Source organism: Chitinophaga sp. RCC_12, from assembly GCF_041360695.1.
GTDB lineage: Bacteria > Bacteroidota > Bacteroidia > Chitinophagales > Chitinophagaceae > Chitinophaga.
Genome location: NZ_JBFUPS010000008.1, coordinates 318,090 through 344,446, shown reverse-complemented (window position 1 = coordinate 344,446; position 26,357 = coordinate 318,090). Strand labels below are relative to the sequence as shown.

Annotated in this window: 24 protein-coding genes, 1 tRNA gene and 2 pseudogenes; 10 read left to right on the top strand and 17 right to left on the bottom strand. The window is 45.6% G+C overall.

Annotation, left to right across the window (positions count from 1 at the left end):
- Positions 1–40: 40 nt before the first annotated feature.
- Entirely contained in the window at positions 41–556 is a 516-nt protein-coding gene (locus AB6805_RS23290; protein WP_370911854.1) for a hypothetical protein, read from the bottom strand.
- Between the two features lie 206 nt (positions 557–762).
- Between AB6805_RS23290 and AB6805_RS23285 the strand changes: the two genes are divergently transcribed.
- Positions 763–1,188: an SWIB/MDM2 domain-containing protein gene (locus tag AB6805_RS23285; RefSeq protein WP_370911853.1), complete on the top strand. Its 426-nt coding sequence runs from the start codon at positions 763–765 to the stop codon at positions 1,186–1,188.
- Between the two features lie 90 nt (positions 1,189–1,278).
- Here AB6805_RS23285 and AB6805_RS23280 read toward each other — a convergent pair whose 3' ends face one another.
- Together AB6805_RS23280 and AB6805_RS23275 are read right to left on the bottom strand one after the other, a co-directional pair.
- Positions 1,279–2,874, bottom strand: a complete 1,596-nt coding sequence (locus tag AB6805_RS23280) for a Na+/H+ antiporter (RefSeq protein WP_370911852.1) — start codon at positions 2,872–2,874, stop codon at positions 1,279–1,281.
- A gap of 1 nt (position 2,875) precedes the next feature.
- Positions 2,876–3,436: a flavin reductase family protein gene (locus tag AB6805_RS23275; protein ID WP_370911851.1), complete on the bottom strand. Its 561-nt coding sequence runs from the start codon at positions 3,434–3,436 to the stop codon at positions 2,876–2,878.
- A 151-nt stretch (positions 3,437–3,587) separates the two neighbouring features.
- On the opposite strand from AB6805_RS23275, the gene AB6805_RS23270 reads away from it, so the two are divergent.
- Complete coding sequence (locus AB6805_RS23270; RefSeq protein WP_370911850.1) at positions 3,588–5,858, top strand: M60 family metallopeptidase; 2,271 nt, start codon at positions 3,588–3,590, stop codon at positions 5,856–5,858.
- A gap of 1 nt (position 5,859) precedes the next feature.
- Here AB6805_RS23270 and AB6805_RS23265 read toward each other — a convergent pair whose 3' ends face one another.
- Genes AB6805_RS23265 through AB6805_RS23250 form a run of 4 tightly spaced genes read right to left on the bottom strand, consistent with a single transcriptional unit; the run spans position 5,860 to position 8,046 of the window.
- Positions 5,860–6,729 carry a helix-turn-helix transcriptional regulator gene (locus AB6805_RS23265; protein WP_370911849.1) on the bottom strand — a complete coding sequence of 290 codons (870 nt, stop codon included), beginning with the start codon at positions 6,727–6,729 and terminating at the stop codon, positions 5,860–5,862.
- A 35-nt stretch (positions 6,730–6,764) separates the two neighbouring features.
- Positions 6,765–7,100: a hypothetical protein gene (locus AB6805_RS23260; protein WP_370911848.1), complete on the bottom strand. Its 336-nt coding sequence runs from the start codon at positions 7,098–7,100 to the stop codon at positions 6,765–6,767.
- A 32-nt stretch (positions 7,101–7,132) separates the two neighbouring features.
- Positions 7,133–7,756, bottom strand: coding sequence for an SCO family protein (locus AB6805_RS23255; protein WP_370911847.1), 624 nt, complete (start codon positions 7,754–7,756; stop codon positions 7,133–7,135).
- Complete coding sequence (locus AB6805_RS23250) at positions 7,756–8,046, bottom strand: YHS domain-containing protein (RefSeq protein WP_370911846.1); 291 nt, start codon at positions 8,044–8,046, stop codon at positions 7,756–7,758. The genes AB6805_RS23255 and AB6805_RS23250 overlap by 1 nt, the downstream gene beginning before the upstream one ends.
- A 152-nt stretch (positions 8,047–8,198) precedes the next feature.
- Here AB6805_RS23250 and AB6805_RS23245 point away from each other — a divergent pair, with 152 nt between their 5' ends.
- Positions 8,199–8,723 (top strand): class I SAM-dependent methyltransferase, encoded by a 525-nt coding sequence (locus AB6805_RS23245; RefSeq protein WP_370911845.1) that lies wholly within the window; start codon positions 8,199–8,201, stop codon positions 8,721–8,723.
- Between the two features lie 4 nt (positions 8,724–8,727).
- Here AB6805_RS23245 and AB6805_RS23240 read toward each other — a convergent pair whose 3' ends face one another.
- Both AB6805_RS23240 and AB6805_RS23235 read right to left on the bottom strand, forming a co-directional pair.
- Entirely contained in the window at positions 8,728–9,978 is a 1,251-nt protein-coding gene (locus AB6805_RS23240) for a hypothetical protein (protein ID WP_370911844.1), read from the bottom strand.
- 25 nt (positions 9,979–10,003) lie between these two features.
- On the bottom strand, positions 10,004–12,406 hold the full coding sequence (locus AB6805_RS23235; RefSeq protein ID WP_370911843.1) for a TonB-dependent receptor: 2,403 nt from the start codon (positions 12,404–12,406) through the stop codon (positions 10,004–10,006).
- 383 nt (positions 12,407–12,789) lie between these two features.
- Here AB6805_RS23235 and AB6805_RS23230 point away from each other — a divergent pair, with 383 nt between their 5' ends.
- A complete protein-coding gene (locus AB6805_RS23230; protein WP_370911842.1) occupies positions 12,790–13,329 on the top strand; it encodes a sigma-70 family RNA polymerase sigma factor in 540 nt (179 codons plus the stop codon).
- Positions 13,330–13,411: 82 nt separating this feature from the next.
- A tRNA-Pro gene (locus tag AB6805_RS23225) sits at positions 13,412–13,485 on the top strand.
- Between the two features lie 194 nt (positions 13,486–13,679).
- On the opposite strand, the gene AB6805_RS23220 is transcribed toward AB6805_RS23225, so the two are convergent.
- The gene (locus tag AB6805_RS23220) at positions 13,680–14,207 is read right to left on the bottom strand and encodes a dihydrofolate reductase family protein (RefSeq protein ID WP_370911841.1); all 528 of its coding nucleotides are present in this window, start codon (positions 14,205–14,207) and stop codon (positions 13,680–13,682) included.
- 457 nt (positions 14,208–14,664) lie between these two features.
- Between AB6805_RS23220 and AB6805_RS23215 the strand changes: the two genes are divergently transcribed.
- Positions 14,665–15,246: a Crp/Fnr family transcriptional regulator gene (locus tag AB6805_RS23215; protein ID WP_370911840.1), complete on the top strand. Its 582-nt coding sequence runs from the start codon at positions 14,665–14,667 to the stop codon at positions 15,244–15,246.
- 90 nt (positions 15,247–15,336) lie between these two features.
- Complete coding sequence (locus tag AB6805_RS23210) at positions 15,337–15,750, top strand: ester cyclase (protein WP_370911839.1); 414 nt, start codon at positions 15,337–15,339, stop codon at positions 15,748–15,750.
- A 35-nt stretch (positions 15,751–15,785) separates the two neighbouring features.
- Here the strand turns inward: AB6805_RS23210 and AB6805_RS23205 are convergent, their stop codons facing one another.
- Positions 15,786–16,703, bottom strand: a complete 918-nt coding sequence (locus AB6805_RS23205; RefSeq protein ID WP_370911838.1) for an NADP-dependent oxidoreductase — start codon at positions 16,701–16,703, stop codon at positions 15,786–15,788.
- A gap of 89 nt (positions 16,704–16,792) precedes the next feature.
- Between AB6805_RS23205 and AB6805_RS23200 the strand changes: the two are divergent.
- Positions 16,793–16,984 (top strand): annotated as a pseudogene (locus AB6805_RS23200) (hypothetical protein); the annotation flags it as partial.
- Here the strand turns inward: AB6805_RS23200 and AB6805_RS23195 are convergent.
- The 5 genes and pseudogenes from AB6805_RS23195 to AB6805_RS23175 form a co-directional block, all read right to left on the bottom strand.
- Positions 16,922–17,449, bottom strand: a pseudogene (locus tag AB6805_RS23195) (DUF2268 domain-containing putative Zn-dependent protease); the annotation flags it as partial. The pseudogenes AB6805_RS23200 and AB6805_RS23195 overlap by 63 nt on opposite strands.
- Before the next feature lie 767 nt (positions 17,450–18,216).
- Entirely contained in the window at positions 18,217–20,490 is a 2,274-nt protein-coding gene (locus AB6805_RS23190; protein WP_370911837.1) for an ATP-binding cassette domain-containing protein, read from the bottom strand.
- A gap of 91 nt (positions 20,491–20,581) precedes the next feature.
- Positions 20,582–20,986 (bottom strand): VOC family protein, encoded by a 405-nt coding sequence (locus AB6805_RS23185; RefSeq protein ID WP_370911836.1) that lies wholly within the window; start codon positions 20,984–20,986, stop codon positions 20,582–20,584.
- A 429-nt stretch (positions 20,987–21,415) separates the two neighbouring features.
- The gene (locus tag AB6805_RS23180) at positions 21,416–22,039 is read right to left on the bottom strand and encodes an NADPH-dependent F420 reductase (protein WP_370911835.1); all 624 of its coding nucleotides are present in this window, start codon (positions 22,037–22,039) and stop codon (positions 21,416–21,418) included.
- 52 nt (positions 22,040–22,091) lie between these two features.
- Positions 22,092–22,856, bottom strand: a complete 765-nt coding sequence (locus tag AB6805_RS23175; RefSeq protein WP_370911834.1) for an SDR family NAD(P)-dependent oxidoreductase — start codon at positions 22,854–22,856, stop codon at positions 22,092–22,094.
- Between the two features lie 310 nt (positions 22,857–23,166).
- Here AB6805_RS23175 and AB6805_RS23170 point away from each other — a divergent pair, with 310 nt between their 5' ends.
- Both AB6805_RS23170 and AB6805_RS23165 read left to right on the top strand, forming a co-directional pair.
- Positions 23,167–24,081, top strand: a complete 915-nt coding sequence (locus AB6805_RS23170) for an SDR family NAD(P)-dependent oxidoreductase (RefSeq protein WP_370911833.1) — start codon at positions 23,167–23,169, stop codon at positions 24,079–24,081.
- Between the two features lie 43 nt (positions 24,082–24,124).
- Positions 24,125–24,940 (top strand): helix-turn-helix domain-containing protein, encoded by an 816-nt coding sequence (locus tag AB6805_RS23165; RefSeq protein WP_370911832.1) that lies wholly within the window; start codon positions 24,125–24,127, stop codon positions 24,938–24,940.
- Positions 24,941–24,992: 52 nt separating this feature from the next.
- On the opposite strand, the gene AB6805_RS23160 is transcribed toward AB6805_RS23165, so the two are convergent.
- Complete coding sequence (locus AB6805_RS23160) at positions 24,993–26,189, bottom strand: alpha/beta hydrolase (protein WP_370911831.1); 1,197 nt, start codon at positions 26,187–26,189, stop codon at positions 24,993–24,995.
- Positions 26,190–26,357: the final 168 nt, after the last annotated feature.

Genomic DNA, 26,357 nt, shown 5'->3' with positions numbered 1-26,357 from the left:
TAAGTTAAGTAAAAAAGCCGGAATCCGGATGCAGTGGCGGTTAAAACCGGGGGTCCTCTCCCGGCTTCAGTTCTTTTCCCCGCTGCTTTTCGGCTGCCGCAAATGCGTCATCGGGCAACGCCCTGAAACCCTTTGGCGCTTTGGAGGCCGGCCCTTTGTAAATGCCGATAAAAGGCTTGGGGAAAGTCCGGCGGGTAACGGGGTCGGTCATACGAAAAAACTGCGGATACCAGCCCTGAACGGGGCTATTGTCCGGCTGCGGTTTTTCAGCCGCCTTATTCCTGTTGGCGAGTATAGCATCCAGGGAGATGTGGCTGATATCGGTGGCCGAAAAGAAATAAACTTTGCGCCCGATCAACCTGCCATTCCGTGCGCCCTTGAAAACACCGGCGTGGTGCCATTCTGTGGAAAATACGCTCAGTTCCTTTGCGGATATTTTGGTGTTGAATTTCTTCGACAGCAAGGCGGCCACTTCGCCGGCCTTTAATAACCCTTTCTCTTCGGCATCCTGGTAATTCTCAGATTTTCCCTGCCACAGGTAATCACTCCTTTTCATGGCGGAAAGATACAATTAAGTGCTATAAAAGCAGGCCTGTATTGCTAAAGACCTGCAATCGCCCTATAACCGCGGGCTTCCGATCGATTACCCGGAAAAAAATGATGCCGTTAATAATGCCTTTTTTCAGCAAACTGGCATATGTGTTGATGTTAGGGGGCGTATGTCCTCCAGGGACTGCATCATATCATCTTAAAACCAGAAAAATGGCAAACAAAAGTACTACCGGCAAGAAAGCGGCTGCTGCAAAAGCACCGGCAAAGAAAGCAGCAACAAAGGCACCTGCGGCAAAAGCACCTGCAGCCAAAGCGCCTGCTAAAAAGGCTGCTGCAGCCAAGCCAGCCGCCACAAAACCAGCTGCCGCCAAAAAAGCAGCAGGCGCATCTGCCGGTTCCGGGCTTAAAAAACCACTCGCACCCTCTGCAGAACTGGCCGCTGTTATTGGTACCACCCCATTGCCAAGAACGGAGATCGTAAAAAAAGTATGGGATTATATTAAGAAGCACAATCTGCAGGATACTGCCAACAAGCGCATGATCAACGCAGATGATAAACTGAATAAATTATTTGGCGGGAAGAAGCAGATCTCCATGTTTGACCTGGCCAAAGTGATCAGCGTTCATGTGAAGTAAATACCGGGCAATATAAAGTTAACCGGCAATGAGAGGGCGCCTCCGGAGCAATACCGGAAGCACCCTGTTGTTATTTTATGCCCGCCAGGTTCAGGAAGCAGGTTCATATTTCATTCTCAGGATCTCCTCTTCAATATCCACCAGCTCATGATATTTCCGGATCAGCTCATGCGCCGTAGCTGGGTCCTTGTTTAACTCGTGCAATACGCTGCGCTGGTGATCCAGCATCTTCACATAAACTTTCTTATATAACAGGTGGTCCACCCCTTCTATCTTATTGTGCATAGACACGGTTTTGCGCAGCTCCAGGTCTTCCCGCAGCTGCTTCAGCGCCGGATTTGCCTTTACCTCTTCGGGGTAATGCGTATCCAGGAAACGGATGCTTCCTTCCAGTAGCCGGTCGCGGATAATCCGCTCCTGCTCTTCTGCAGGGATTTGTTTATCGGGATCTTCCATATTTACCCATCTGATCACCAGCGGCAGGGTGAGCCCCTGTGCCACCAGCGTAAGCAATATCACCGTAAAGGTGATAAACAGGATCAGGTTGCGCTGGGGGAAAAGCGCGCCATTGTCCATGTACACCGGGATGGATAACGCCGCAGCGAGTGATACCACTCCCCTCATGCCCGCCCATCCAATAATAACAGGACCTTTCCAGCCCGGCCGGTTGTCGGCCGTGGTGATATACCTGCTGATAAATACCGTGAACACAGAGGCGCCCATCGTACAAAGCAGGCGGGTTACCACCAGCACGCCGGTGATGATTAGACCATATTTTATCGCATCCCAAAGACTTACCGTACCCAGTTCCTTAATGATTACCGGCAGTTCCAGCCCGATCAGCATAAACACCAGCCCGTTCAGCATAAATCCAATCGTGGCCCACACATTGGCGCCATGCAGCCGGCTCCGGTAACTGAGTATATGCTGGCTCCGGGAAGAGAGGAACAGTCCCCCGCTCACCACCGCCAGTACACCGGACCCATGGAAATATTCCGCTGTAATATACATTACATAGGGCGCCGTCAGGGTCAGGATCACATCCATTTCTGTACCGGTAGGCAGCCAGCGGTGAATGGCATAATATATCAATGCCACCAGCAAACCAATGGCAATACCCATCACAATGGCTACCACAAAGCTCGCTGCCGCTTCATGCAACACAAACACCCCGCTGATCACGGCCGTTTTGGCAAAGCTGAATACAATCAAACTGGACGCATCGTTCATCAGGCTTTCCCCTTCCAGGATCGCAGAGATCCTTTTGGGCACCTTCACATATTTCAGGATGGTAGTGGCAGATACCGCGTCTGGCGGGGATACAATGCCGCCCAGCACAAATCCCAGTGCCAGTGAAAATCCCGGGATCAACGCATGGGATACCACGGCAACCACACCGGAAGTAACAATCACGATTAAAAAAGCAAAAATAGAGATCACCCGCCGCCATCGCCAAAGCTCCTTCCACGAAGTATACCACGCCGCTTCATATAACAGTGGCGGCAGGAAAATGAGCAGGATCAGCTCCGGGTTAATTTCAATGGAAGGGAAAAGCCGCAGCATGCTGAGGCACAGTCCACCCACCACAAGGATGATCGGGTACGCAATTTTCAATTTCTGCGCAATCATCACCAGCAACAAAATAAAAAAGATCAGTAAAATGTGTTGGATAACGGTAGTGAGCATACTATAGATTCTGGTTCTTAAATTTCGCTCTCAAGTTAATGTGTTTTCCTGACACCATAAAGATGCCCTCTCCCCTGTAATGCACCGTTTTCGGATACTTCGGATAAACAGCCGCGCGGGCGCTCACCACTTCCAGGATAAAGAAATTGTATCCTTTCAGCAGTTGGGTATCGGCTACCTTACATTCGTAGTTGGCATAGCATTCCTTTATCAGCGGCGCTTTCACGATGTTTCCCGCTTCCTCTGTGAGGCCAAATTTCCGGAACTTATCCAAATGGGCGCCGGTAGTATTTCCGATCCCAACGATCTCTTCTACCAGGTTCACCGTGGGAATATTGATCACGCACTCCCTGCTTTTCCGGATCATCTCATAACTGTGGTTCTCCGCCGTGATCATGCATCCCACCAGCGAAGGGGAAAACTCCATCACCGTATGCCACCCCATGGTCATGATGTTGGTGTTGTTTTTCCAGCGGGAACTGACCAGCACAATAGGACCCGGTTCCAGGAACCTGCGGATCTCCGCTACCGGGAGATCTGCTTTTTTGTAAGCTCTTCTCATAATAGGGTTGTTTGAATACAGGACTGCAATAATCATACACATTGCCCCGGAATAAGGTTAATCCTATCAAGCAAAGGAAGATCTCTGCGGCTGTTTTTATTCTTATTAAATTGGCAGACCAGCGTATCATTAAACACATCCCTGTTAATTCATGACATCAATCAACACTGTTGCCGGAAAGACTGCTATCTGCCTGATTTTTACCGGTATTCTTCTCTCCCATCATTCGTTATCCGCGCAATCGGGCGACCAGCAACGGCTGCTGGATCATGTTCAACAGATAGCGATGCCGCCGGCGCCGGACAATGCCACGTTCACCATCCCCTTAAACGAAAAACCCACCATTATTGCCACCGCAACCGAAAAAGAAACAAAGCAGCACCTGCCTGTTATCATGGCTTCCCGGCTGGATAAAGGCAGGATACTGATTTTAGGGTCCGACAAATATTTTAAAAAGCCCCTGTTAGATGACAGGAACGTACAGCAACTGCTGCGCAATGCTATCGCATGGGCAGGCAACAAAAGCGGCAGCATACAGGTATGGGGCGGCAACAGCGATCTTCCACCGTTCTTACATCTCCTGAAAAATTACAACACCATCACCGATACCGTTAACATTGCACCTGCCGCCGGCATTATTATCCTTACACAGGATGTTACCGATACCGTTAAAAGAAATAACCTGGAAGCATTTGTAAGAAAAGGAGGCGCCTTGATATTTGGTTCTCCCGCTACTGGCATTTTAAGCCAGCAAAAAACCAGTTATTTTGAAATGGACTTAAACCAGCTTTTCAGGAAAGCCGGGATGTATCACGTAACCGCTACGTTAAAACCGGAAGATAGAAAAGAGGGATTAACGATCCGCTCCATTCCTCCCTATGTGCACATTTCTTCGTTAATGGCGGCATTTAAGGATACGCTGTTTATACCCGCCGCTGCTGACGCCGACAGCTACGCCAGCACCATAGCCAACTATTTATTTAATAATCCCGATACCACTGCTATATCAAATAAAATCAGGTCAACGTTTGCAAACCGGCAGGCGCCCGTCATTCCATCTCCCACACACCCGCTCTGGAAAACAGACATAAAAAACCGGTTTATCTACAATGTTCAAAATTACCTGGCCACACAACACCAGCAAGGGCATACCGATACAGGGTATATCCATCCTGCCAGCAGCCTGTTTCCCGGGGAAGTGAGTAAAACGGCTCCGAGAGTGAATGAACCCGTAGTTATACCCATAAAGGCGGGCTCCCAGGGCCTGTTGGAACCCGATGGTGTTTTTTACCGGTGGCACAGCACCGGTTTATACGTGGCAGCGGGCGATACGGTGACGGTTACCATTTCGCCGGACTGCATTCCACAACAGCTGAAAGCACAGATAGGCGTACATGAGGACAACCTAAGCCATATGGATTATTATGTGCGTCATACGGATGACCTCACAAAAACTTTTGAACTCGACCAACCGGCGACCACCGTCTTTTCCCCGTTTGGAGGGCTGTTGATGATCAAAGTGCCCGACACCACTTCGCTGAAAACACTTCATATACAGGTAAACGGGGCGGTTAAAAGTCCGTACTTCAAATTGGGCGTTACCAGTTTAGCCGACTGGCAACATACCATCCGCAACTACCCCGGGCCGTGGGCCGAACTGGCTACTGATAAAATTGTGCTTACCGTTCCGTCGTATCGCATCCGTAAGCTGGACGACCCTGAAAAGCTGATGAAGTTCTGGGATGAAGTGATGGATGCCGATGCGCAGCTGGCAGCTATTTCGGCCAACAGGGTTCACCCGGAAAGGATCATCATCGATCAACAGGTAGCCTTTGGTTATATGTATACGGCGCCACATAAAATTATGGCGCCCGATGATGAAAGTTGCGCCCTGATGCTGGATGAAGCGCAGCTGCGGGCAAAAGGCTCCTGGGGACATTTTCATGAACTGGGCCACCGTCACCAGTTCTGGGGCATTGATTTCGACGGCCTCGGTGAGGTAACGGTAAACCTGTACACCATGTATGTATATGACCAGGTGCTGCATAAAGGGCTTTATAATCATGAAAACATAGCCAGCAGGCAGGCGGTTATCGATGCCGTAAAGAGCTATATGAAGGGGCAGCCCGGTTTTGATAAATTCCGCGAAGATCCGTTTCTCGCTTTAAAAATGTACATCGAAATAATTGAACATTTCGGGTGGCAGCCTATTGCTGACGTCTTCAAAAAATACCGCGCTTTACCTGCCGCGCAATACCCGGTATCAGAAGCAGATAAAAGGGATTACTGGTTTATCTGTATCAGTACTGCCACGCAAAAAGATCTTTCCCTCTTTTTTGACAAGTGGCAGGTGCCTGTTACGGAAGCAGCCAAGAAGGCTGTCGGCAGATATCCTTCGTGGCTGCCGGAAGAGCTCCAATAAATTACCGGTGACTTTTCCTGAAGCTTTCGGGAGTCATGCCGGCATTTTTACCAAAGAAGGTCACGAAATAAGAAGCGCTTTCAAATGCGAGTTCCTTGGCTACTTCGGCCACCGACAACCCGGTGTAATGCAGCAGGCGCCGGGCTTCCAGCGTGATCCTTTTGCGGATCAGCTCTCCGCTGGACAGCCCGTTATATTCCCGGCACAGTTTATTCAGGTAGTTGGTCGTGATATTTAATTGCCCTGCATAAAAAGAAGGGGTTTTATGTTGCACGAAATGTTCTTCCAGCAGCAGCTTGAATTGACGCATTTTTTCTTCTTTATTATGCTTCCGCTCTATCCCGGTGGGGGGATTGAAGTGGCGGTCGAGGTTACACAGCAGGATATTCAGGTACGACCGCAGCACATTATCGGCGCCTTTATGCCGGCCATAAAATTCCTGGTGCATAAACCGGGTGACCTGGTTCCACTCTGCCGTTTTGTTTTCCTCCAGGCATATTTCATGAATGCTTTCCTTATTCAGGAAAGAAAAGTTGAGCAGTACATTATTGTTATATCTCAGGGAGAAAAAACTTTCTGTAAAGCAAATAACGTTACCGCGGGCGGCGCGGTTGATATGTATGCTGCATATGCTGCCGGGTTTTACACAAATGATTTTCGGATGATCCAGCCGGATAACAGCGCCGTCAATTACCGCTGTGCCCTGTGCGCTTTCGATGCACAGCAGCATGTAGAACATTTGCCTGTGGGGCTGTTCCAGCAAAGGGTACTTATCAGGTATACATCCGAGGCTGCCTATCCAGAAAAAATCATTACCGGTGTCAAACATGTCAGCAGATAACACAGCTATTTCGCTGGATTTCATACTCATGTAGTAGCTTAATGATGTGAACGTAACAGGAGAAATTACGCTGTAGTAGCGGGAGGCCGGAATACCTGCCTGATGAGGCTTTGCGGGGAATACGGCGACTGATAGCCGCGAAAAGTAATAAGGCTTTCAATAGAAACCGGTTTTGCCGGGACAGGATCATACTGCTGGCAAAACAGGGTAATTTCTTTCAGGCGTGTATTGACCGTATTTTCGGGTTTATCGTTTTCTTTTATTTTCCTGTCCAGGAAGCAGGCGCCTTTACAAACCGGGATGAGGTCGAACCGGTTAATACAAAGTTCGGAGGCGATATAGTTCCTGTTAAGATAAAATGCGGCTACTATCCAGCAGTTACCGGTGCTTTGTAAAAGCATGATACACAAAAGCCATATGGATAGTATTTTCTTCAATTTTCTTTTAGTAAGATATTAATATCGTTTATCAGCCGGGTTGTTTCCTGTGGGTCTGTGCCGTTATATACCCCGCGTATATGCCGGGCTTTATCCACCAGCAGCAGTCCGCCGCCGTGCACATAGCCCCCGGGAGCGGAGCTGTCTTTATACGCCGTAGAAAAATATCCTTTTTCTGCGAGGCGGTAAATGGTATCCTGGCTGCCGGTAACAAACCGCCATTTGGGGCTGGTTACTTCCAGGCTGGCGGCATATGCTTTCAGCCGGGGAATGGAATCATCTTCCGGATCAATGGTGTGCGACAGCAGGAGAATGCCGTCGTTTGCTTTAAAGGTGTTATACACCTTCTTCATTTCCGCGGTCATCTTCGGGCATATGTTCGGGCAGGACAGAAAGATAAAATCCGCCACATAGATCTTCCCTTCAAACGACTGTTCATTTACCGTTAAGCTGTCCTGATCCCTAAATGAAAAAGGCGGGACAACGGGGTAAGTAGTGTCGTATACTGTTTTACCGTTATCCTGACGCGCTGTTACGCCCGGCTCACCCAGTATGGGTAGCTTTTTCGCCGGCGATGCACATCCGGTTATCAGTAAAGCGATCAGGAGTATCTTCTTCATTATTTCATGACAAGGGTGTAAGTCGCGGGTTTTAACAGGAAGCTGTCTTTGCAGGCGGAGGAGCAAAATCCGAGAACGGCGCCCTGGTAATGGGCGGTATCGTAAATCCCCGCCTTGATGGGCATTCTGCACACGGGGTCTCTCCGGTTAGCCACCAGCGCCGTGTCGTATTGCACTTCCTCGGGCGCAACCGCCATTGCAGAGTCGCCCTGATGCTGGCTTTCATGGCTGGTATTGCCAGCGCAGGCGGCGAGTGCAGTTATTAAAAATAATCCTATATAAGCCTTCATGCCTGTTTTATTTTTTCATTATCAGCCGCAAAAATAGGGATTAAAATAGAGGGAAGGGTAAAATGAACGGGACAATAGTTTAGAAAAAAGGTAACTGGAATGTTTAGTATGGGATTTAGTAACCTGGTCCCTTCCTTGTACCTTTATGCGCTATGGATATAAGAGATGCTATTGCACTGATAAAACATCCTCCGGTTATGGCCGGGGCTCAAACGGTTTGGGCGGATCTTGGATGCGGGTCAGGTTTATTTACCTATGCCCTGGCCAACCTGCTGGAAACAGGCAGTACTATTTATGCCTGGGACAAAACACCCCCGTCTTTATCCAGCCAACCCAATCCGCACCATGTTACCATCCAACCGGGGCAACTGGATTTTTTGAAAGATGATTTACCCGTATCAGGGCTGGACGGCATCCTAATGGCTAATTCCCTGCACTATGTACCCGGGAAATCGGCCTTTATCGATAAAATAAGTGCACACCTGCAGGAAGACGGTGTATTCCTGATAGTGGAATATGAAATGACAAAGGCCAATCCATGGGTACCCTACCCCGTGCCGTTTCAGGCTTTAAAAGCATTGTTTCATCGGGCAGGATTTACAGTTGCCGTTAAGCTGAACGAAAGACCTTCCCTGTATGGGTCCGGGCATATGTATGCAGCGATGTTCAGGAGGTGATCTATTATCTCAGCCTGCCTATCCTGCTGATCCCTTTAATGCCACTGTGTATTTCCACGCCTCTTTTTAGCGTATTGGCAGCCACATCATACTTACCCACAAACCAGCGCGCGTCATCCGTTTTCAGCACTACATATACTTCATTGCTATTTTCCGTATAGGTGTCCATTGTCATTTGCACTTTACCAAGTCCGAAACTGTTCAGGTCTTTGATTACTTTCTTATTGCGTACGTCAATCATATAAGAACCCATAAAAGCTAACCCGCTTTTAATATATACGTGGTGATCTGAACCGGCATAGTCGCCCCAGCTGGCGGCACCGGCTATATTACCCACTTCTTTCAGATCATATGCGTAACCCGGATCTATTTCAGTAGTTCCGCTTTTGATACGCAACAGGCCATAAGTTTTATTTTTGTTGATAGTGGAAAAATAGTAATCTCCATTTTCGTCTGTGAAGCTGGAAGAGCTGGCATACCAGGCGCCTGACACGTGGCCTAACCTGGTGTCCTTTAGCAGTTTCACATTGGTTAAGGCCGGATAATCGCAAACCAGCATATAGGCTGTGTCAATTTTTGTGATCCAGTCGTAGTAAAAACCAATAAATGCTTTATTATCCCGGATAGAAAAACTGGACGGCGTAAGCGGGATATCTTTTTTCGCCATTGGATTTCCATTATTATCATAAATGGTAAAGGCGGGCACCGGAAACTTCACCGGGTTATTCGATTTCACGGTCATTGCCGCAGTATCAATAATATACAGGTTCTTTTCAATGACATCTTCCGCCTGGTTGTATTTTACTTCCCAGCTAAGGAAGTTCAAACCATTGTTATTGAAGAAGGTTTTCATCATTCCCAACTGCCAGGATCCTGCACTGGCCACGATGTTACCCAGTTCTTTGTACTTGCCACCGACAATCTTCTGCTTACTGATAATATTACCATCCTGTGTATAATAAAAACTTCCCTGGTAAAAAACGCTGTAGATATATGCCCAGGAAGTAATGTTATCCGGCTCAATACCGGAGTTCACCGGACTAAGCAGGGTATCTTTCATGAGATCGGCAGTTGTTAATGTATAATAATTTTCACTGCTGGAAGAATTACCTACCGTCACGAAAATGGCATACTCCTTTGTTTGTTTCGTATCGTCCGGTTTTGTACCGGTATCTGGTGTTTTACTGCATGATTGTATGAACGGCATAACGAACGCAGTCGCCAGCACCATACCTGCTACATTTAACTTTTTCATTTTGTTATTTTATATTAATACTGAACTACATTAGTGATACTCTTAGTTTCACATAAAAAGCACGTCCGGGTTTCTGCAACCTGAAATTGTCGTATAGCCTTTCATCAGTGAGGTTTCTGGCTTCCATCGAAATATTATAGACATCCTGTTTCCAGCTGTATGCCAGTATGAGACTGTGTACGGTTTGACCCGGAACAAAGTTCTTGCTGCCGGGACTGCCTAATTTTGCCCAGGTCAGGTAAAACCAATGCATGTACTGGTACATATAATTCAGCTGCACCCTGGTTCCTTTTCCTACCAGGTCGCGCTTACCGAGCATTAAATTGGCGTTACCGTACATCCACGGGCGGTTTGGTAATTGTTCTTTATAGGTAAGACTGACCTGTGAATTGGTAGAATCGGTATACTTCCAGTTATCCACTGCTTTGTCGTAGCTTATATTGGCGGAGAGGCTTACCATATCCTTATAACCATACCTGGCCTCTGCCTCGAAGCCATAGAGTGTTACACCGGGAAAGTTGCGGCTTTGGGAATGAATATTATCTGATAATACCTGTGATGCGATATAGTCTTTAGAATTCCTGTAAAATGCCGATGCATCCAGGTTAATAAAATGCTCTCCGATAAAATGATTGTAATAGGCCCCCAGATTGAAGTTATCGCTACGCTCGGGCTTCAGATCAAGATTAGCTACTACAAACTGGCCATTACCAAATAAGGCGGTCATCTCCGGTAAATTATATCCTCTTTCCACGGAACCTTTTACCCCCCAATCCGGTGTAATGCGGTAACGAAGCGCCAGTGACCCGCTGGGAAACCCAAAGAAATCTTTACGGGTATGGATCTCACCGCCAACAGGTTTTCCAAAGTCATCAAACACTCTTCCGTCCATAGTGGCTTTGGTAACCATTCCATAATACTTGAAAGAGGCCACGCTGATCAACCGCTTCTTCAGCCATTGTCCCTGCCAGGCCAGTCCTATGATATGCTTACCCTGTTTACTGGGTAATCCCGAAAGATCCTTTTTATAGGGATTGGTTTCTGCCTCGTCATATACTTTCCGGCGGGTGGTATTAAAAGTATAGTTCAGGTTAAGACTGTGATTATTTTCCTTATCAAGATTATAATTAAAATTGGCCCTTGCGGTATAACTATTATCAAAATACTTCGTAAACACTTCTGGAATACGATCACCACCGGCGTTGGCAGCCCAATGACCGATCCAGTCGTATCGATACAGGGCGGTATCCCTGTTCACATCTTTATTATTGGAATAGTTTGCATAGAGATTGGCAAATAACCCCGGAACGATAAAATTATCTTTACGGTATTTGATGGTTGGCATCAGGTATTTGTTTTCCGTCCAGAAGCCGCCCATTACAGCATTCACCGTAGATCCCAACTGGTGCTGCTTCTTATTCTCTCCATAAGTAAGTCCGATGGTGAACCAATCTGCCCACTTTACTTTTTCATAACCTACTTCCACTTCTCCCATAGCAGAGCGGTAGGTATCATAAAAACGCCTGGCCTTGTCGATGCTTACCTGTCTGTAGGTACCGGTGGCTTCATCACGTTTTACAATACGCAAATCCACGTTGTACATTGAGTCGCTGTACATCATATAGTTATTATCGGAATAGTTATAGTAAGTACTGGCTCTCAGCTTCAGGCCTGTCTTACGATCTCTGATACCACCTGTAAGTGCTACCTGGTGGGTATTGAAAGAACCATAACTATAACTCGCATCCAAAAATTTACGGGTCTTCTGTTTGGTAATAATATTAACAGCGCCTCCCATCGCATCTGATCCCAGGTGAGCGGGTACAACGCCTTTATATACCTCTATCCGGTCTATCAGGTTAACGGGAATATTGTTCAACGTCATGGAGCTGCCGTATTGATCCATCGGGATATCATCAATATAAATTTTGGCAGCCAACCCATTTACCTGGAAAGTAAAGTCAGATCCAACGCCGCCGGATTCCCTTACCAATACGCCTGTGGTACGCTTTAACACCTGGTTAATATCCGTTGAGATGTTACCATATTCATTGACGTCTATTACATTTACATTAAACCCGGATTCTTTCAGCTGCTTAACCTTATATTGATTATTACCGGTTCCCGCAACGATCACCTCATTCAATTGCCGGTTGTCTTCTGTTAATGTAAAATCAATATGAATAGAGTGTCCTGCTTTCAGATAAACATCCCTGGTTTGAGGGCGGTATCCGACAGACGATACGATTACTGTCACCTTGCCAGCCAGGCTGGTACTGATATCATAATTACCGGTGGAATCGGCAATGGCACCCACATATTGTTCATTGCTTATTTTAACAGACGCACCGCTGAGGGCCTCCCCCAGCTTACTTTTTATTTCCCCGTAAATATGATTATCTTTTTTGGTTGCAGGTTGTTGGGCCATAGCAAGGTCCGTTACCAGGAGAAAAAATCCTGATAATAGCAATGTAAAAATTCGTCTCACCTTTCTTTTATGCTTAAAATTTTAAAAATCGATAGATATCGTAATTTGTTCGGGCACAGGTGCGTTCCGCGCCAATGGTATGCTTATGTTACCAACATAGTATCCAACGAATGGATGATGTCCCGGCAGGTATACTTATTATTTCTGATTATGACACTTCCGTGATTTTATAGCGGCGCTGATTCGTTTATTCCCGAATAGAAAAGTATTTTTCCCGATTCGAAAAACACTTTATCGTATATGCGTTTACTTTTGTGGCTCACAGTAGTGCGTGCCGCTGTACTGGCTGCATTCAACTTAAAAGATAATTTCAATCATGCTTTGTGCTTAAAAATGATCAGGCACCGGAAAGAGCTTCTTTTGTTATTAATGAAGCGTCTTTTGTTGCGCTTTATAATCGTTACTGGCATGAGGCATTGTCTTTTGCGAGGCAATTAGTACAGGATGATTTTATTGCGGAAGATATTGTGCAGAATATATTTATTTCACTATGGAAAAGGAAAGCGTCGCTACAGATTGATCAACCCATTGCGCATTATATAAAACGTGCCACAAAATTTGCGGCGGCCACGTATATCCGGGATCAGTCCAGGAAGGGAACCATTCCATTATCTTCATTGGAGGATGCCATTCATGCAGATGCGGATGCTCCCCTGCTTCACAGGGAATTGCTTCACAAGCTAACCCATTTTATCAGACAACTGCCTGACCAAAACCAGAAAGTTTATCATATGCGCTTTCATCATGCGCTTGATAATCCGCAGATAGCTATTTTACTGGGTATTTCTGAAAAGACAGTCAGAAACCAACTTTCACTTGCGCTGAGGCGTATACGGGCTTATCTTATAAAAGAAGGGTACTAACCGACAGGGTTTTAGCTGCGATTATAATTTTTGCGGGAAAATTTGCAGGAAAGAAAAATATTTTTAATTTAGTCCTTCCCATCGGGATGTAGCGCAGCCCGGTAGCGCGCTTCGTTCGGGACGAAGAGGCCGCTGGTTCGAATCCAGTCATCCCGACTAACGGTAGAAAAGCATGAAGTTCAAAGCATTGAATTTCATGCTTTTCTGCTTTAAAACAGGGGCTATTTTCCGCAGAAACTAAGTGGTGAACCAGCGCCTTTTTCGGCTCAAACTCAATACAGTTGCCCACTTTCAGCGGGAATTGAACTCCAATGCTATGTCAGCGGTTCGTTATTATTCTTAGTCATTTATTATTGACTTAAATAATGCAATAACACTGTTCCGCAAGGAAATGATTTACATTCTTTCAGTGTTAATTGCAAACTGGTATTGATGAATTTCAAAATTGGTTCATCACTATTACTGGCAAGCGGATTTACAAGTAAATAGTATTCGTCGACTAATTTGTGTCCGATTAAAGATGATACGAATTTATTGCCTCCATAAACAATGATGTCTTCCCCTTTATTTTCTTTCAATTGTTTTATTTCTTCTGCAATATCGCCACTTATAATAGTAGCATTATCCCACTGATTGACCTTAAGTGTATTTGAAAAAATATCCTTGTGAATATCATTAATTGGTTTCCCAATTCTACTACTAATATCATTGGGATTAGGGTTCTCGGCTACATCCTTCCAATATGGAATAAAACCTTCAGCCGTGATTCGTCCCAGTAGGATACTGTCCACTTTTTTAAGGTTGTCAATGCAAAAGGTTACCATATCATCATCCCAATTTATTCCCTCAAAATTCATTTGTACTTTTAATTTTCTCATGACGTTTTAATTTTAATTGTTTGTAACGGTACAAAGATGTAGAACATAATTAAAAAAGGTGTGAGCCAAAAGCGACAAAATAGAAGGGTGATTACGACAGGAACGAGAAGTTGCGACCTATCGGGAAAGCCTTCAAGTCGCTGGATTTGAAGGCTCTTTTTAATTTGGAGTAACGGCAGCATGCAACACATCGACCTATGCCCTTTGCAAAAGGCTCCTCAATTCTACGGCTAAATAATGGAAAACTTTTATTATTATAAAGAATAAAGATGGATATTGCAGTATTATCTTCTGCCTTGTACAGATGGCCTTTCTTTCTTGTGACAAACTGAGGAAATAAACCCACGCAAAGGCGATGTTATAACAGTGTGTTCAATCCGGGGTGAACATTTTCCCCGCCCTAACGTCAGCGACAAGCTATAACAAACAGCATAAACTTTCAAAACGACTTAAAGAATTGACAGCACAACCCATTGTTGAATATTTTAAAAACTATCTTCCTTTAAACAAAGAAGAAATCAAACTGTTGAACGAACGAACGAAACAGCGTTTAATAAAGCGAAGGCAAATGATTTTGCAAGAAGGCTTTGTTTGCAAGCATTATACATTTGTGGTAACAGGTTGCTTTAAAATGTATGGCACTGACGAAAAAGGCAATGCGCATAATATAAGCTTTGCAGCTGAAAATGATTGGATTGCTGACTTAGGCAGTTTTTATTCCGAAAAACCGAGTAAACTTTTTATTGAAGCGCTTGAGCCTTCAACAATTCTGCAGATTGAAAAAACGGACTTGTTATTTTTATTTGTAAACGTTACAAAGTTTGACAGAAACTTTAGGGTAATTGTTGAAGAAAAGTTGATTGAACTTCAGAATCGCTTATTACTAAATTTCAGTTCCAACACGCAGCAGCGCTATACCGTATTCTTAGAACAATACCCGAACCTTGCCATGCGATTGTCCAATGTTCAAATCGCCTCTTATTTAGGAGTTACTCCCGAATTTCTTAGTAAAATCCGTGCACAGAAGCCGTCGAAATAATTCATACCTTAACCTACATTAAGGCTATTTCTTAATCTTGTTTATTGGTTAGCATTCAGTTGTGCATCAATTTTGCTAAAAAATAACGCCATGAAATATCATGAAGACTTTTTCAAACAGTTCGTACAATTTATCAATACTGCTGATGAAACTTTGGCACAGCAACTTGTAAGTCCCGAGGCAAAGTTTTATGTTCCCGGACAATCGGAACCATTAAGAGGTCCAAACGGTTATTTAACGATTATAGGCATGATGCGTTCGGGATTTTCCGACATTCAGTGGACGTTGGAAGAAATGGTTTCTGAAGAGGATAAAGCAGCCATTTGGTTTACCATGCGGGGTACACATGACGGAACATTTTATGGCATTCCACCAACCGGAAAATCCATCAAAGTTCAGGCAATGAACTTTTACCGATTGGCGCATAACCAGATTATTGAAGAATACGGACAACCGGATTTACTTGCTCTGCTGCAACAAATTGGGGCTGTGCCTAAGTTCTGAAGGCAACTCAAAACGAATTTTGCCGCCCGGTGTACTTAGGGCTGGACGCGGATAATCGTTTTTCCATTGACCCGGTTGTTCGAATTGAAGGCGGCAACGGCGTCGTTGAGCGTAGATGTATTGCCTATGTTTGTCTGCAGACGTCCCTCGCGCAGCCGCTGGATGATCTCAATTAATTGGTTTGGGATTGCTTCGACAACAAAGTCAATTGCTAATCCATTAGCAGGCCTGGCCCCAGTCGGACCTGCGATGGTCACCAGCCTTCCTCCGGATCTAATCAAACTTGCGGACTGATTGGCAATATCGCCCCCGAAAATATCAAAAACCAAATCGACTTCACCGACGTCCTGCAGCTTTTCGTTTTCAAGATCGAGGTACTCCAGTGCACCGAAATCGAGCGCCCTCTGACGGCCTTCTGCACGCCCTGTGCCGATGACATAAGCACCGGCAGCACGTGCGAGTTGTGTCGCCATTGAACCCACTACCCCGGCAGCACCATGTACAAGAACAGTCTGCCCCGCCTGAAGGCGGCCGTGCCCGAACAGCCCCTGCCATGCGGTCAGGCCTGGCATCACGAGGGCTGCGCCAACCGTGAAGTCAACATCGATTGGCAGTGGCGCGAGGTTACGCGCTTCAACAGCTACATACTCCGCCAGCGTGCCGTCGCGGTACCAGTCCGTGAGGCCGAACACGCGCTGTCCTACGGATAGCCCCGTCGTTCCATAGCCAAGAGACGTGACAATACCTGCCAGCTCATGACCGGGGATCGACGGCGTCCTGTCACGGCCGGCGCGATCGGTCCAGGTCGAAGGCCACGACAGCTCATCCCCTGTCATTGCCGATGCATGAACCTGAACTATAACATCATTTATCGCCACTTGCGGCTCAGGGCGCTCCACAAGCTGCATTCCGGCCTTTCCTGCAGCTTGATCCGCCACTATTATTGCTTTCATAACACACCTCCTTTTTAGGTCGTCATAAAATTAATTTTCAATTTGGTTACCTTAACGGTCCAGTTTTAAAATATAAAGGGGTCCAGTTTGTGATTGGAAAAATTCTTCAAATTTCATTAAAAAGGTTACCTAAACATCTGCCCCGCGCCACTTTTGATATAAAACTCCTTATAATTTTTTATGTTAAGGATGTCGTTTACGGCCTTATTTTTATCGGTGCTTTTGTCGTAGTAGGCTTTACAGATCTGATATCCCACCCAATAGCCCAGGTCGGCAGGTTTATCTGCAGTTTCCTGATCGGAATTAGCTATCCAGTTGCGGGACCTGTTCAAATACATTTCCTTCTGGAAATCTGCCCAGATCTGCTTTTCCTTGCCTTTAGCCCAAACAAACAGGCGTTCATTAGCCGTGTGACCTGATATCAACTCGCCAATAAAATCGGCCATCCCTTCGGTGAGTGCCCCGGCAAGGAGGGTGGTGTCGCCCTCAAGTCCGCCCTGGTTAAAATGAATGAGCTCATGAGCAATCAGATGTGGTAGTGCTTCCAGGTCTGTGAAATTATTCCGCTGCCATAAGTTCAGTTCCTTAACAGGAACTTCTGCAGTCCGGGCTGATTGATCCAAGCCAATTAATAAGCCTGCGTCAGTACTGGTTCCACCTGAATTAAATGCGCCTATCACGAAGTAAATATCAGGAAACTGAGCTTCGCTGTAAATTTGTTTGAACTTGACAAAGCTTTGAATCATTTGAGGTTTTTGCTGATCAACGGCCAAAGTATTTTTACGTACAGCAGCGTAAAATTGAGGCTTGGTGTTTACGGATTTTACAAAATTCTTCAGGTTTTTTATTTTATAACCCAGATAATCCTCAAGCCCATTTGAAGCAGGTTCCACATAGTATTTCCTATAAAGATCAAGGGCGTGAGCCGTGTCTTTTTTAGCCAGCTCGTATGCCTTCCAAAAGTTCTTTACATCACTGGTGATCAGTTTAGCCTTATACGGATCTGTTGTGCTGTTCTTAGCTGTCTTAATGTTATTGATAAGTTCCGGCCAGCCTGGCAAGGAATGCAAAGATTCAAGATCAGTGTCTTTTTTTATTTGATCGGCATTTTTATAACCGCTGTTAACAGCACTCGTAAGTAACACCAGGGCACTATCTTTTTGACCGTTTAAGGCATAACAACATGCTGCGTTATAATAATTATCTGATTTCAGGACCTTAAAATCGACTCTGTCCGTCGCTTTTAAGTAATACCTACCGGCTTCTTTGAAATTTTTGGCTTTATAAAGACTATCGGCTATTTCCTCAGGTTTTACCTGCGCAATTGTTACAGTGCCGGTTAGCAAAAAAAGAATTAAAAGTTGTTTAAATTGAAACATATAAAAGGGAAATTTTTGTCAGATAATAAAAGCCGTGTAATTCACAATTAATTATCAATGGAGATGTTTACATCAAACTTAATTAACAATTTACATAATAACAGGACACTGCACGATAGTATTTTTTTCAGGTACTAACGGGAATGAATATATTTTTTTAGGAAGATGCCTGTTTGTGAAGACTTGTCTTTGATAAGATCAGCGGGCGTACCTTCAAAGATCACTTTGCCTCCCTGGCGGCCGGCGCCAGGTCCCATGTCAATAATCCAGTCCGCCTGGCTGATCACGTCCAGGTTATGCTCAATAGCTATTACGGTGCTGCCGTTGTCGACCAGCCGGTTCAGGAGTCCTGTTAAATTAGCCACATCCGACAAATGGAGCCCGGTGGTAGGTTCATCCAAAATATAAATATTGCCTGTATTTTCGAGCTCGGCAGCCAGTTTGATCCGTTGTCTCTCGCCGCCGGAGAGGGAATCCAGTGGCTGACCCAAGGTGAGGTAATCCAGCCCTACTTCGTGTAAACGATGCAACACGCGCACGACCTCTTCTTCTGTAAAAAACTGTATCGCTTCTTCTACATTCAGCTTCAATACTTCATCCATATTTTTGCCACGCAGCGTATAGCCCAGCACGTTATCTGTAAAACGTTTGCCTTGACATACTTCGCAGGTGGTTACTACGGCATCCATGAAGGCCAGGTCGAGCGAGGTTACGCCGAGTCCTTTGCACGCCGGGCATGCACCCTCACCGTTAAAAGTGAACAGGCCGGCGCTTACCTTATTGGTGCGGGCAAACAGCTGCCGGATAATATCCGATATCCCGGTGTAGGTAGCCGGGTTCGATCGCACAGATCCTGCCAGTGCATGCTGGTTAATACAAACAATGTCTGGGTACAAACGGGGCAGCACACCGTTGATCAGACTGCTTTTTCCCGATCCGGCTACGCCGGTAACCACCGTTAACACGCCTTTGGGAATGTCTACGCTTACCTTTTGCAGGTTATGTAATGTGGCATTGCGTACACGCAGGCTGCCGGTAGCAGCTCTCACCTTTGCCCGGAGCTGTGGTTGTTTGCGCAGGGCCGTTCCCGTTAATGTACCCGATTTCAGCAAACCTTTTACAGTGCCTTCAAATACTATTTGCCCGCCATGCTTTCCTGCTCCCGGCCCCATATCTATGATATGGTCGCCGATGCTGATTACATCGGGATCATGTTCCACTATCAATACGGTATTTCCTTTATCGCGCAAACCCTTCATCAGCAAATTGAGCTGATGCACATCACGCGCATGAAGACCAGTGCTGGGTTCATCAAAGATGTACATCATATCACACAAACTGCTGCCGAGGTGCCGTACCATTTTAACCCGTTGGGATTCGCCACCGGAAAGTGTGGAGGTTTCACGGTTCAGGCTCAGATATCCCAACCCGATACCATCCAGGTGTGAAAGTCTTTCGATGATGGCGGCCACCATAGTAGCCGCCTGCGGTTCTTTGATGCGCGCTATTTCTTTTATAAGATCGCTTACCTGCAACGCCGCATTTTCCGCAATGTTCTTTCCATGAATCTTACAACTGAGTATTCTGGCATTGAGACGGGCTCCCTTGCATTCCGGGCAGGGACCTTTGGTTACTACCCGCCGCAAAGGTTGCTGCCACGACTTCTGGCTGTCATCCGGCTCTTTAGCCAGGAATCTTTTGGTGAACCGTGGCATTACGCCTTCATACTTTGCGGAAGGCCACCACCCCGGCGCCGGGTGTTTGGGTTTAATTTCTTCCTGGTATAAAAGTAATTGCCATTCTTCTTCAGAATAGTCTTTCAGTTTTTTATCGTTGTCAAAAAATCCAGACATCACAAAGCGCTTCCACAAAGCTGTTCCCGGAGCAAAAGAAGGAAACAGGATAGCGCCTTCGTTCAGGGATTTGCTGCGGTCGAACAATTTTTCCACGTCAATGGTTGTTGTGGTACCAATACCGTCACACACCGGGCACATGCCTTCCGGGTGGTTGAAAGAAAAAACATTAGAATAGCCCACAAAAGGTTTTCCTATCCTGGAATACAATAAACGGAGCAGCGAATAAATATCCGTAATGGTGCCCACGGTAGAGCGGGCATTTCCCCTGATCTGTTTCTGGTCAACAATAATGGCAGGACTTAGGTTCTGCATCAGGTCGGCATCCGGCTGACCATAGTGTGGCAGGCGATGCCGGATAAAGCTGCTGAAGGTTTCATTCAGCTGCCGTTGTGCTTCCGCAGCGATGGTATCAAATACCAATGACGATTTTCCTGAACCGGAAACACCAGTGAGCACGGTGATTTTTTTCTTGGGTATCTCTACATTGATGTTCCGGAGATTGTTTTCGCGGGCGCCTTTAATGATGATCAGGTCTTTATTACGGGGTTGCATAAGCATAAATTATGACGGAGGACACAACAAGAATACCGCCACTTTCTATCTCTGATGCAATTGGGAAGGAACATATTTCATAAGTGGGTATTTAATCTTGCTGCGGATACACAAGCTCCCATAAATGCCCATCAGGATCGGAAAAGTACCCGATATATCCACCATATGTTTCATCAATTGTTGCTTTATTTGGAACTGTGCCGCCATTCTTTGACACATTCTCCAGGGCGTTGTCTACATCTTCTTTCGACATCATTGCACAACTGATAATCATACCGACACCAGCGCCTGGAAATTGCGTTCCAAGCCCGGCTTTTTTACTGTAAGCCTCGAAGGCCTCTTTTTTCATAAGGAACAAAGAAAGTTTAGGAAGTTCAAGCATAAGCATTTCCTCCTCAACTTGAATGTCAGAGAAGCCAAGCGCCTCTTTGTAAAATGTTAATGTTAGATCCAGGTTGCGTACAGGTAAACACACAACGGTAGTTTTTACGTTCATGTTACTCAAGTTTAAATTCCAGCATTGAGATTTTGTAATATGCAAAATACAGTTTGAATATAGTTTTGCTACTTTTCCCTTTTAAATAGGTTTGGCCAACTATTGGGCTAAATAAATTTATCGAAAGTCCATAAAAAAACCAAACGATTTTCTACGAATTTAAGCAGCTTCAGCCCTTTGCAACTCATCGGGAAACTTCATAAAAGAAACTGTCTTTTGCAAGTAACCAATCCTATCTTGCCTGTGGTCAAGGCCGTCTACCGCCCGCTTAGTGCATCCCGGGCAAGCGAAACGCCTCCCAAGCCGGAAGGCGTCAAGCAAACCTATAAATGAGCGCACGCCAGATCGGAGCGTCGACTTCCTTCAATCAAACCGTGATTCTCTTTGTCCACGAGGAAGGATCGTATCGAAATTTGCGATCAGGATTCATCAATCGAACTTAACCAGGTCCTTAAATATCAGTTGACCCCAGCTATTTCCGCGCGCCTGCACAAGCAGTCCTCCTTCCGAAAGCCCTCCAAGTTTGACGGGTGAAAAACCGAGATTCTCAGCAAGCGCACCAATCTCCGCTACTGCGCCGTCATCGTCGCCCGCCAGGAACACAACTCTCCTGCCACCATGTACGGCGGGATCCTGATCAAGAATGGCAGCAATCAAATGGTTGAAGCCCTTAACGAGTTTTCCACCAGTGAATGCCTGAGCCACGAACCTGGAAGAAGGCTGTCCTCCCAGTTTCTCAGGGGGCACACCGTAGGCATTGGTCACATCAACGATGATCTTCCCCTGCCAGTTGGGCAGCGCCTTCGCCACATCCGGGTGCGACTCAAAACGGACAGCTAAAAAGATGACGTCCGCCTTCACCGCTTCCGCCAATGTTGTGGGAAGGATCTCCGGCCCGATCGCAGCCGAGGCGGATGCAAAGCTTTCCGGGTTGCGCGTGGTTGCAACGGATACTTCGATGCCGTTGCGGGCAAACGCCTTGGCCAGGGCCCGGCCAATATTGCCGAAGCCGATAATTGCGTAGCTCGCTACTTCGTTTTTTAATTTACTCATTTTGAAAATTATTTAATAACACGGGTTGCAAACCCGCACCAGCGTGGGTCAATTATTTAGACAAATAGCTTAGACCACCATCAACAAGAAGTTCAGCACCAAGCATGAATGAGGAATCATCAGAAGCCAGGAAAACCGCTGTTTTACCAATGTCAGATGGTTGCCCGATTCTTCCTATCGGCATTACATCTGCCCAGTACTTTTTCACCGCTTCCAGTTGTTCTACCGGAACAAACCTGTCAAACACTGGTGTATCTGTTGTACCTGGTGATATTACATTTGCCCTGATCTTTCTGGCTAAAAGGTCGTTTGAAAATCCTTTGGCAAAATGGATTACAGCGGCTTTCGCAGCACCATAAAGCGTAAAAGATGGATATGCCCGATGCGCCGCATTTGAGGCGATAAGAATAATCGAACCCCCATCATTCATATAGGGCAGTGCTTTATGAACAGTGAGGTAAACACTTTTCAGGTTTAAATCCATTGTCTTGTCATAGTCGGCTTCGCCAATATCTGCCACAGAACCAAATGTTGCTCCTGTAACGGCACCACCTGCATTGGCTACAATCACGTCTATTTTACCAAATTTTTCAGATGTTTCTTTAAAGACTCTTTCCAGGTCGGCTATGTTGGTTACATCGGCATTTATGGCGATGAAATTATCTCCAAGTTGAGCTACGGAACTATCTAAAGTTTCCTTATTTCTCCCAACAATAGCTCCTTTAGCACCTTCATTTTTAAATTCCCGGGCAATGCCAAATCCAATGCCGCTATTACCACCTGTAATAACTGCTACTTTGTTCTTTAATCTGCTCATTATTTCCTTTTTTAAAGATTGAGCAACAAAGGTAGACCAGCTAAGTTATCTAAAGTAACTTAGTACTGAAAAATAACAGTAACATCGGTGTAACTCAGTAACATTGTGGTGTAAAATAGATTTTACTCAGGGCAAAACACAACTTTCTCCCCTTGCATTCAGCCAGTCTCTCAAAAACTAACCGGCTACCAAAATGATTACGGTCTTCCCAAATTGGACTTTTCAATACAACAACTTTGGGCTTTTGAAGAAAACTGCCGCGTATATTAATGGCGAGTTTTGCAGTATCATTTAAAAGAAAGATAAAATCATGTCAAAGACTGTTTTGAAGAATAAGAAGGCGTTCATTATTACGGGTCCGACCTCCGGTATTGGTCGCCTTACGGCACTTGAGCTTGCAAAGTATGGTACTGTGGTGTTAGTGGGCCGGGACCTTAAAAAGCTGGAACAAATGCAGCGGCTTATTAAAGAAAAGGGGCAGGATGCGGTCCCTGTCGTTTGCGATCTGTCTGATATTATTAGTGTCCGGCGTGCTGCTGCAGACATCCTCGCGCTCAATGTCCCGATTGCCGGGCTACTTAACAATGCGGGTATCATGCAAATGCGTGCCACAAGGAGTGCGCAGGGTTGGAACACGACCTTCGCTACCAACCACCTGGGGCCATTTGCGTTGACCGAGGAACTTATACCACATCTGCCTGATGGCGCAAATATCGCTTTTGTTGCCTCGGGAGTGGAAGATCCCGCACGGAAGCCTGCGAAAGCCGCCGGGTTCCGTGGTGGCCGCTTTATTTCCGTGGAGGCGGGCGCCCGCGGTGAATGGGAGCCTGGCGGCTCTAAAATGCCGGGGGCAGACGCATACGCAACATCCAAGCAGTGTATCCTTGCTGCGGCCCTGGCTTTATCCCGTGAAACGCCCCGGTTGCGCATCAATGCCATCGAACCGGGCTTCATTCCGAATACGGGACTCGGCAGGGATGCCAATGGCTTCCTTCGTTTTATAGGAAATTATTTACTCCCGCTGGTCGCTCCATATATTAAATACTGGAGCACCCCAAAGCGGGCGGCACGCCTGGAGACAGCAGTACTGACCGGCGAATCTGGTAAAACAGGCATTTATTACGACGAAAAAGGACTGCCCATGCTCGGCTCCATGTTGGTGCAGGATCCAAAATTTCAGGAGCTCGTTGTTGCGGATACGCGCACCCTATTGTCAAGGGTTTAATTATTATTGTTAGGATAAGTATGATTAACTTAGGGAGATCAAGATGAAAGCTTCTGTCAACAAAACGACTCTCGTTGGTCCTGCAATAGCAAGGGAACAATTCATTGGCGAGCACCTCTTTTTCTATGTTGTGAAAGGGTGTGTGAACGGTTATTATGGCGATAAAAATTACACCTTGAAGTCGGGCGAGTATGGCATTGTCCGTAAAAACCGTTTGGGCCGGCAGACCGCTACCAAAGAGCCGTATGTGATTGAAAAAATCATTTTTGTTTTCGACGAACCGTTCTTAAAACAATTCCAGGACAAACACCGGATAAATGCAGTAAAGTTCCGGTCTGCTGAGAGCTTTATACGCCCGGCAAGCAATGAGCTGATTCCTGCATTTATTCGATCTTTAACTCCTTACTACAATAGTCGTGGAGAAATGGACAAAGCATTTTTTGATGTAAAGCGGGAAGAACTGCTCCTAATACTGTTGCAACTGCAGCCAGAATTATCGGGACTATTCTTTGATTACGGTATTCCCGGGAAAATAGATCTCGAAGAATTTATGAACCGAAATTACAAATTCAATGTAAGTGTTGCCCGGTTCGCCTACTTGACCGGGCGTAGCTTATCTGCCTTCAAGCGGGATTTCAAGGCGATCTTTAACGACACACCTAATCGCTGGCTAGTGCAAAAACGTTTGGGTGAAGCCCGTTTTCTCCTGGAAAAAGAGGCTGCAAAACCCTCCGACATTTATCTTGAGTTAGGTTTTGAGGCATTGTCGCACTTTTCTTTTGCATTCAAGAAACATTTTGGAATTGCACCATCGGAACTTGCAAAAAGGGAAACAGGCTTAAATGTGAAGGTTACTTAGCTACCTAAATTAGCGGATTCAAAAAATCTGATTGGTAGAAGGTATATCTATATTATTTCTGTAACTCCAACAAACGCGATTTAATTTCATTTGATGCAGGATTCAATTCGCTGGCCTTTTTGTACGAAGCGATAGCGTGCTGCTTTTCTCCTTTCAAAGCATATGCTGCGCCCAAAGCCGCAAAGGCTTTTGAAGAAGACGGGTAGTTAATTGTATTCATCTCCAGTAGCTGAATGCCATTATTCAGGGTTACCGGATTTTTCACTACCCATTGTGCCCAGCCATTGACATATGCTTCGTCAGGTAAAATCGGGTACCCAAACTTTTGTGACAATTCTTTATAGTGTTTCATAATGATCTCCGGACTGATCTCTTCATCACTTACCGGAGGAAGTGGCCACTGGCGATAGATAAACCGAAGTCCATCATAGTATGATCTAATAGGCACAGTCATATGACTCTCTGCCGGATAGCTCATATATTCAAAATCCAGTCCTTTGATATTCCGCTTTTTGAGCAGGGAATCAAACTTTAAAACATCGGTATGAAATGTTGATCCGGGTGAAGAACCTTCATTGCCATCACTAAAAAAAAGCGTCTTCGATAAAGTTGATCCTGCTTTCATTTTTTTCTCCGCGAGCTTCAGCAGGAATTTCTGATCCCACCAGAAGGATGGGCTCACGGCAATGTATGCGTCAAACATATCCGGATAATTAAGGAGGCAATTGATGGCTGTCAGCGCCCCGAATGAGTGTCCTGCAAAAATGCGGTAAGGTTGAGTTTTGTAATTTGAATCGACATAGGGTATAAGCTCTTTCTGAATGAATTGAAAAAGATGCTCATTTCCTCCGCTGTTCTTATATGGGGAATTAGCAGTGGTATCCGGTTTTCCATAATAATCAATATTGCTGTGAGATGGAGTGAGGTCACGATTACGGTCCGTATTTGTTAGTCCTACAACAATCAGTGGCGGAATAACATTCACATCTTGCCGGCTGAGGTATTTAGAATATTCTACCATTTGGGTAAAATGATTGTCGGCATCCAGAACATAGATCACCGGATATCTTTTCTCTGGATTGTCAGCATCCTTTGGCGTGTAGATCATTATCTTTCGATCTTCTTTAAGAATGCCGGAATGCATCGTTACCACTTCTCCCTGACCGGACTTAATTGGTTCTACCGTTTGGGCAATTGCCTTAAATGAAAAAAATAGCGGTATAATAAAAAACAGGAAACTGGATTTCATATGACTTGGAATGTAAGTTAATTGTAAATATGAGGTTTTTCCTGATCACTTAATAAAAGAAAATAAGATCAGTTAAGTCTGATTTTGGGTTATAGCAAATGAATTTTGGCTTTCTCAACATTTGTAAAGGTTTTTTCATTTTTGTCTTTTCATCTTTGCATCTGTAAC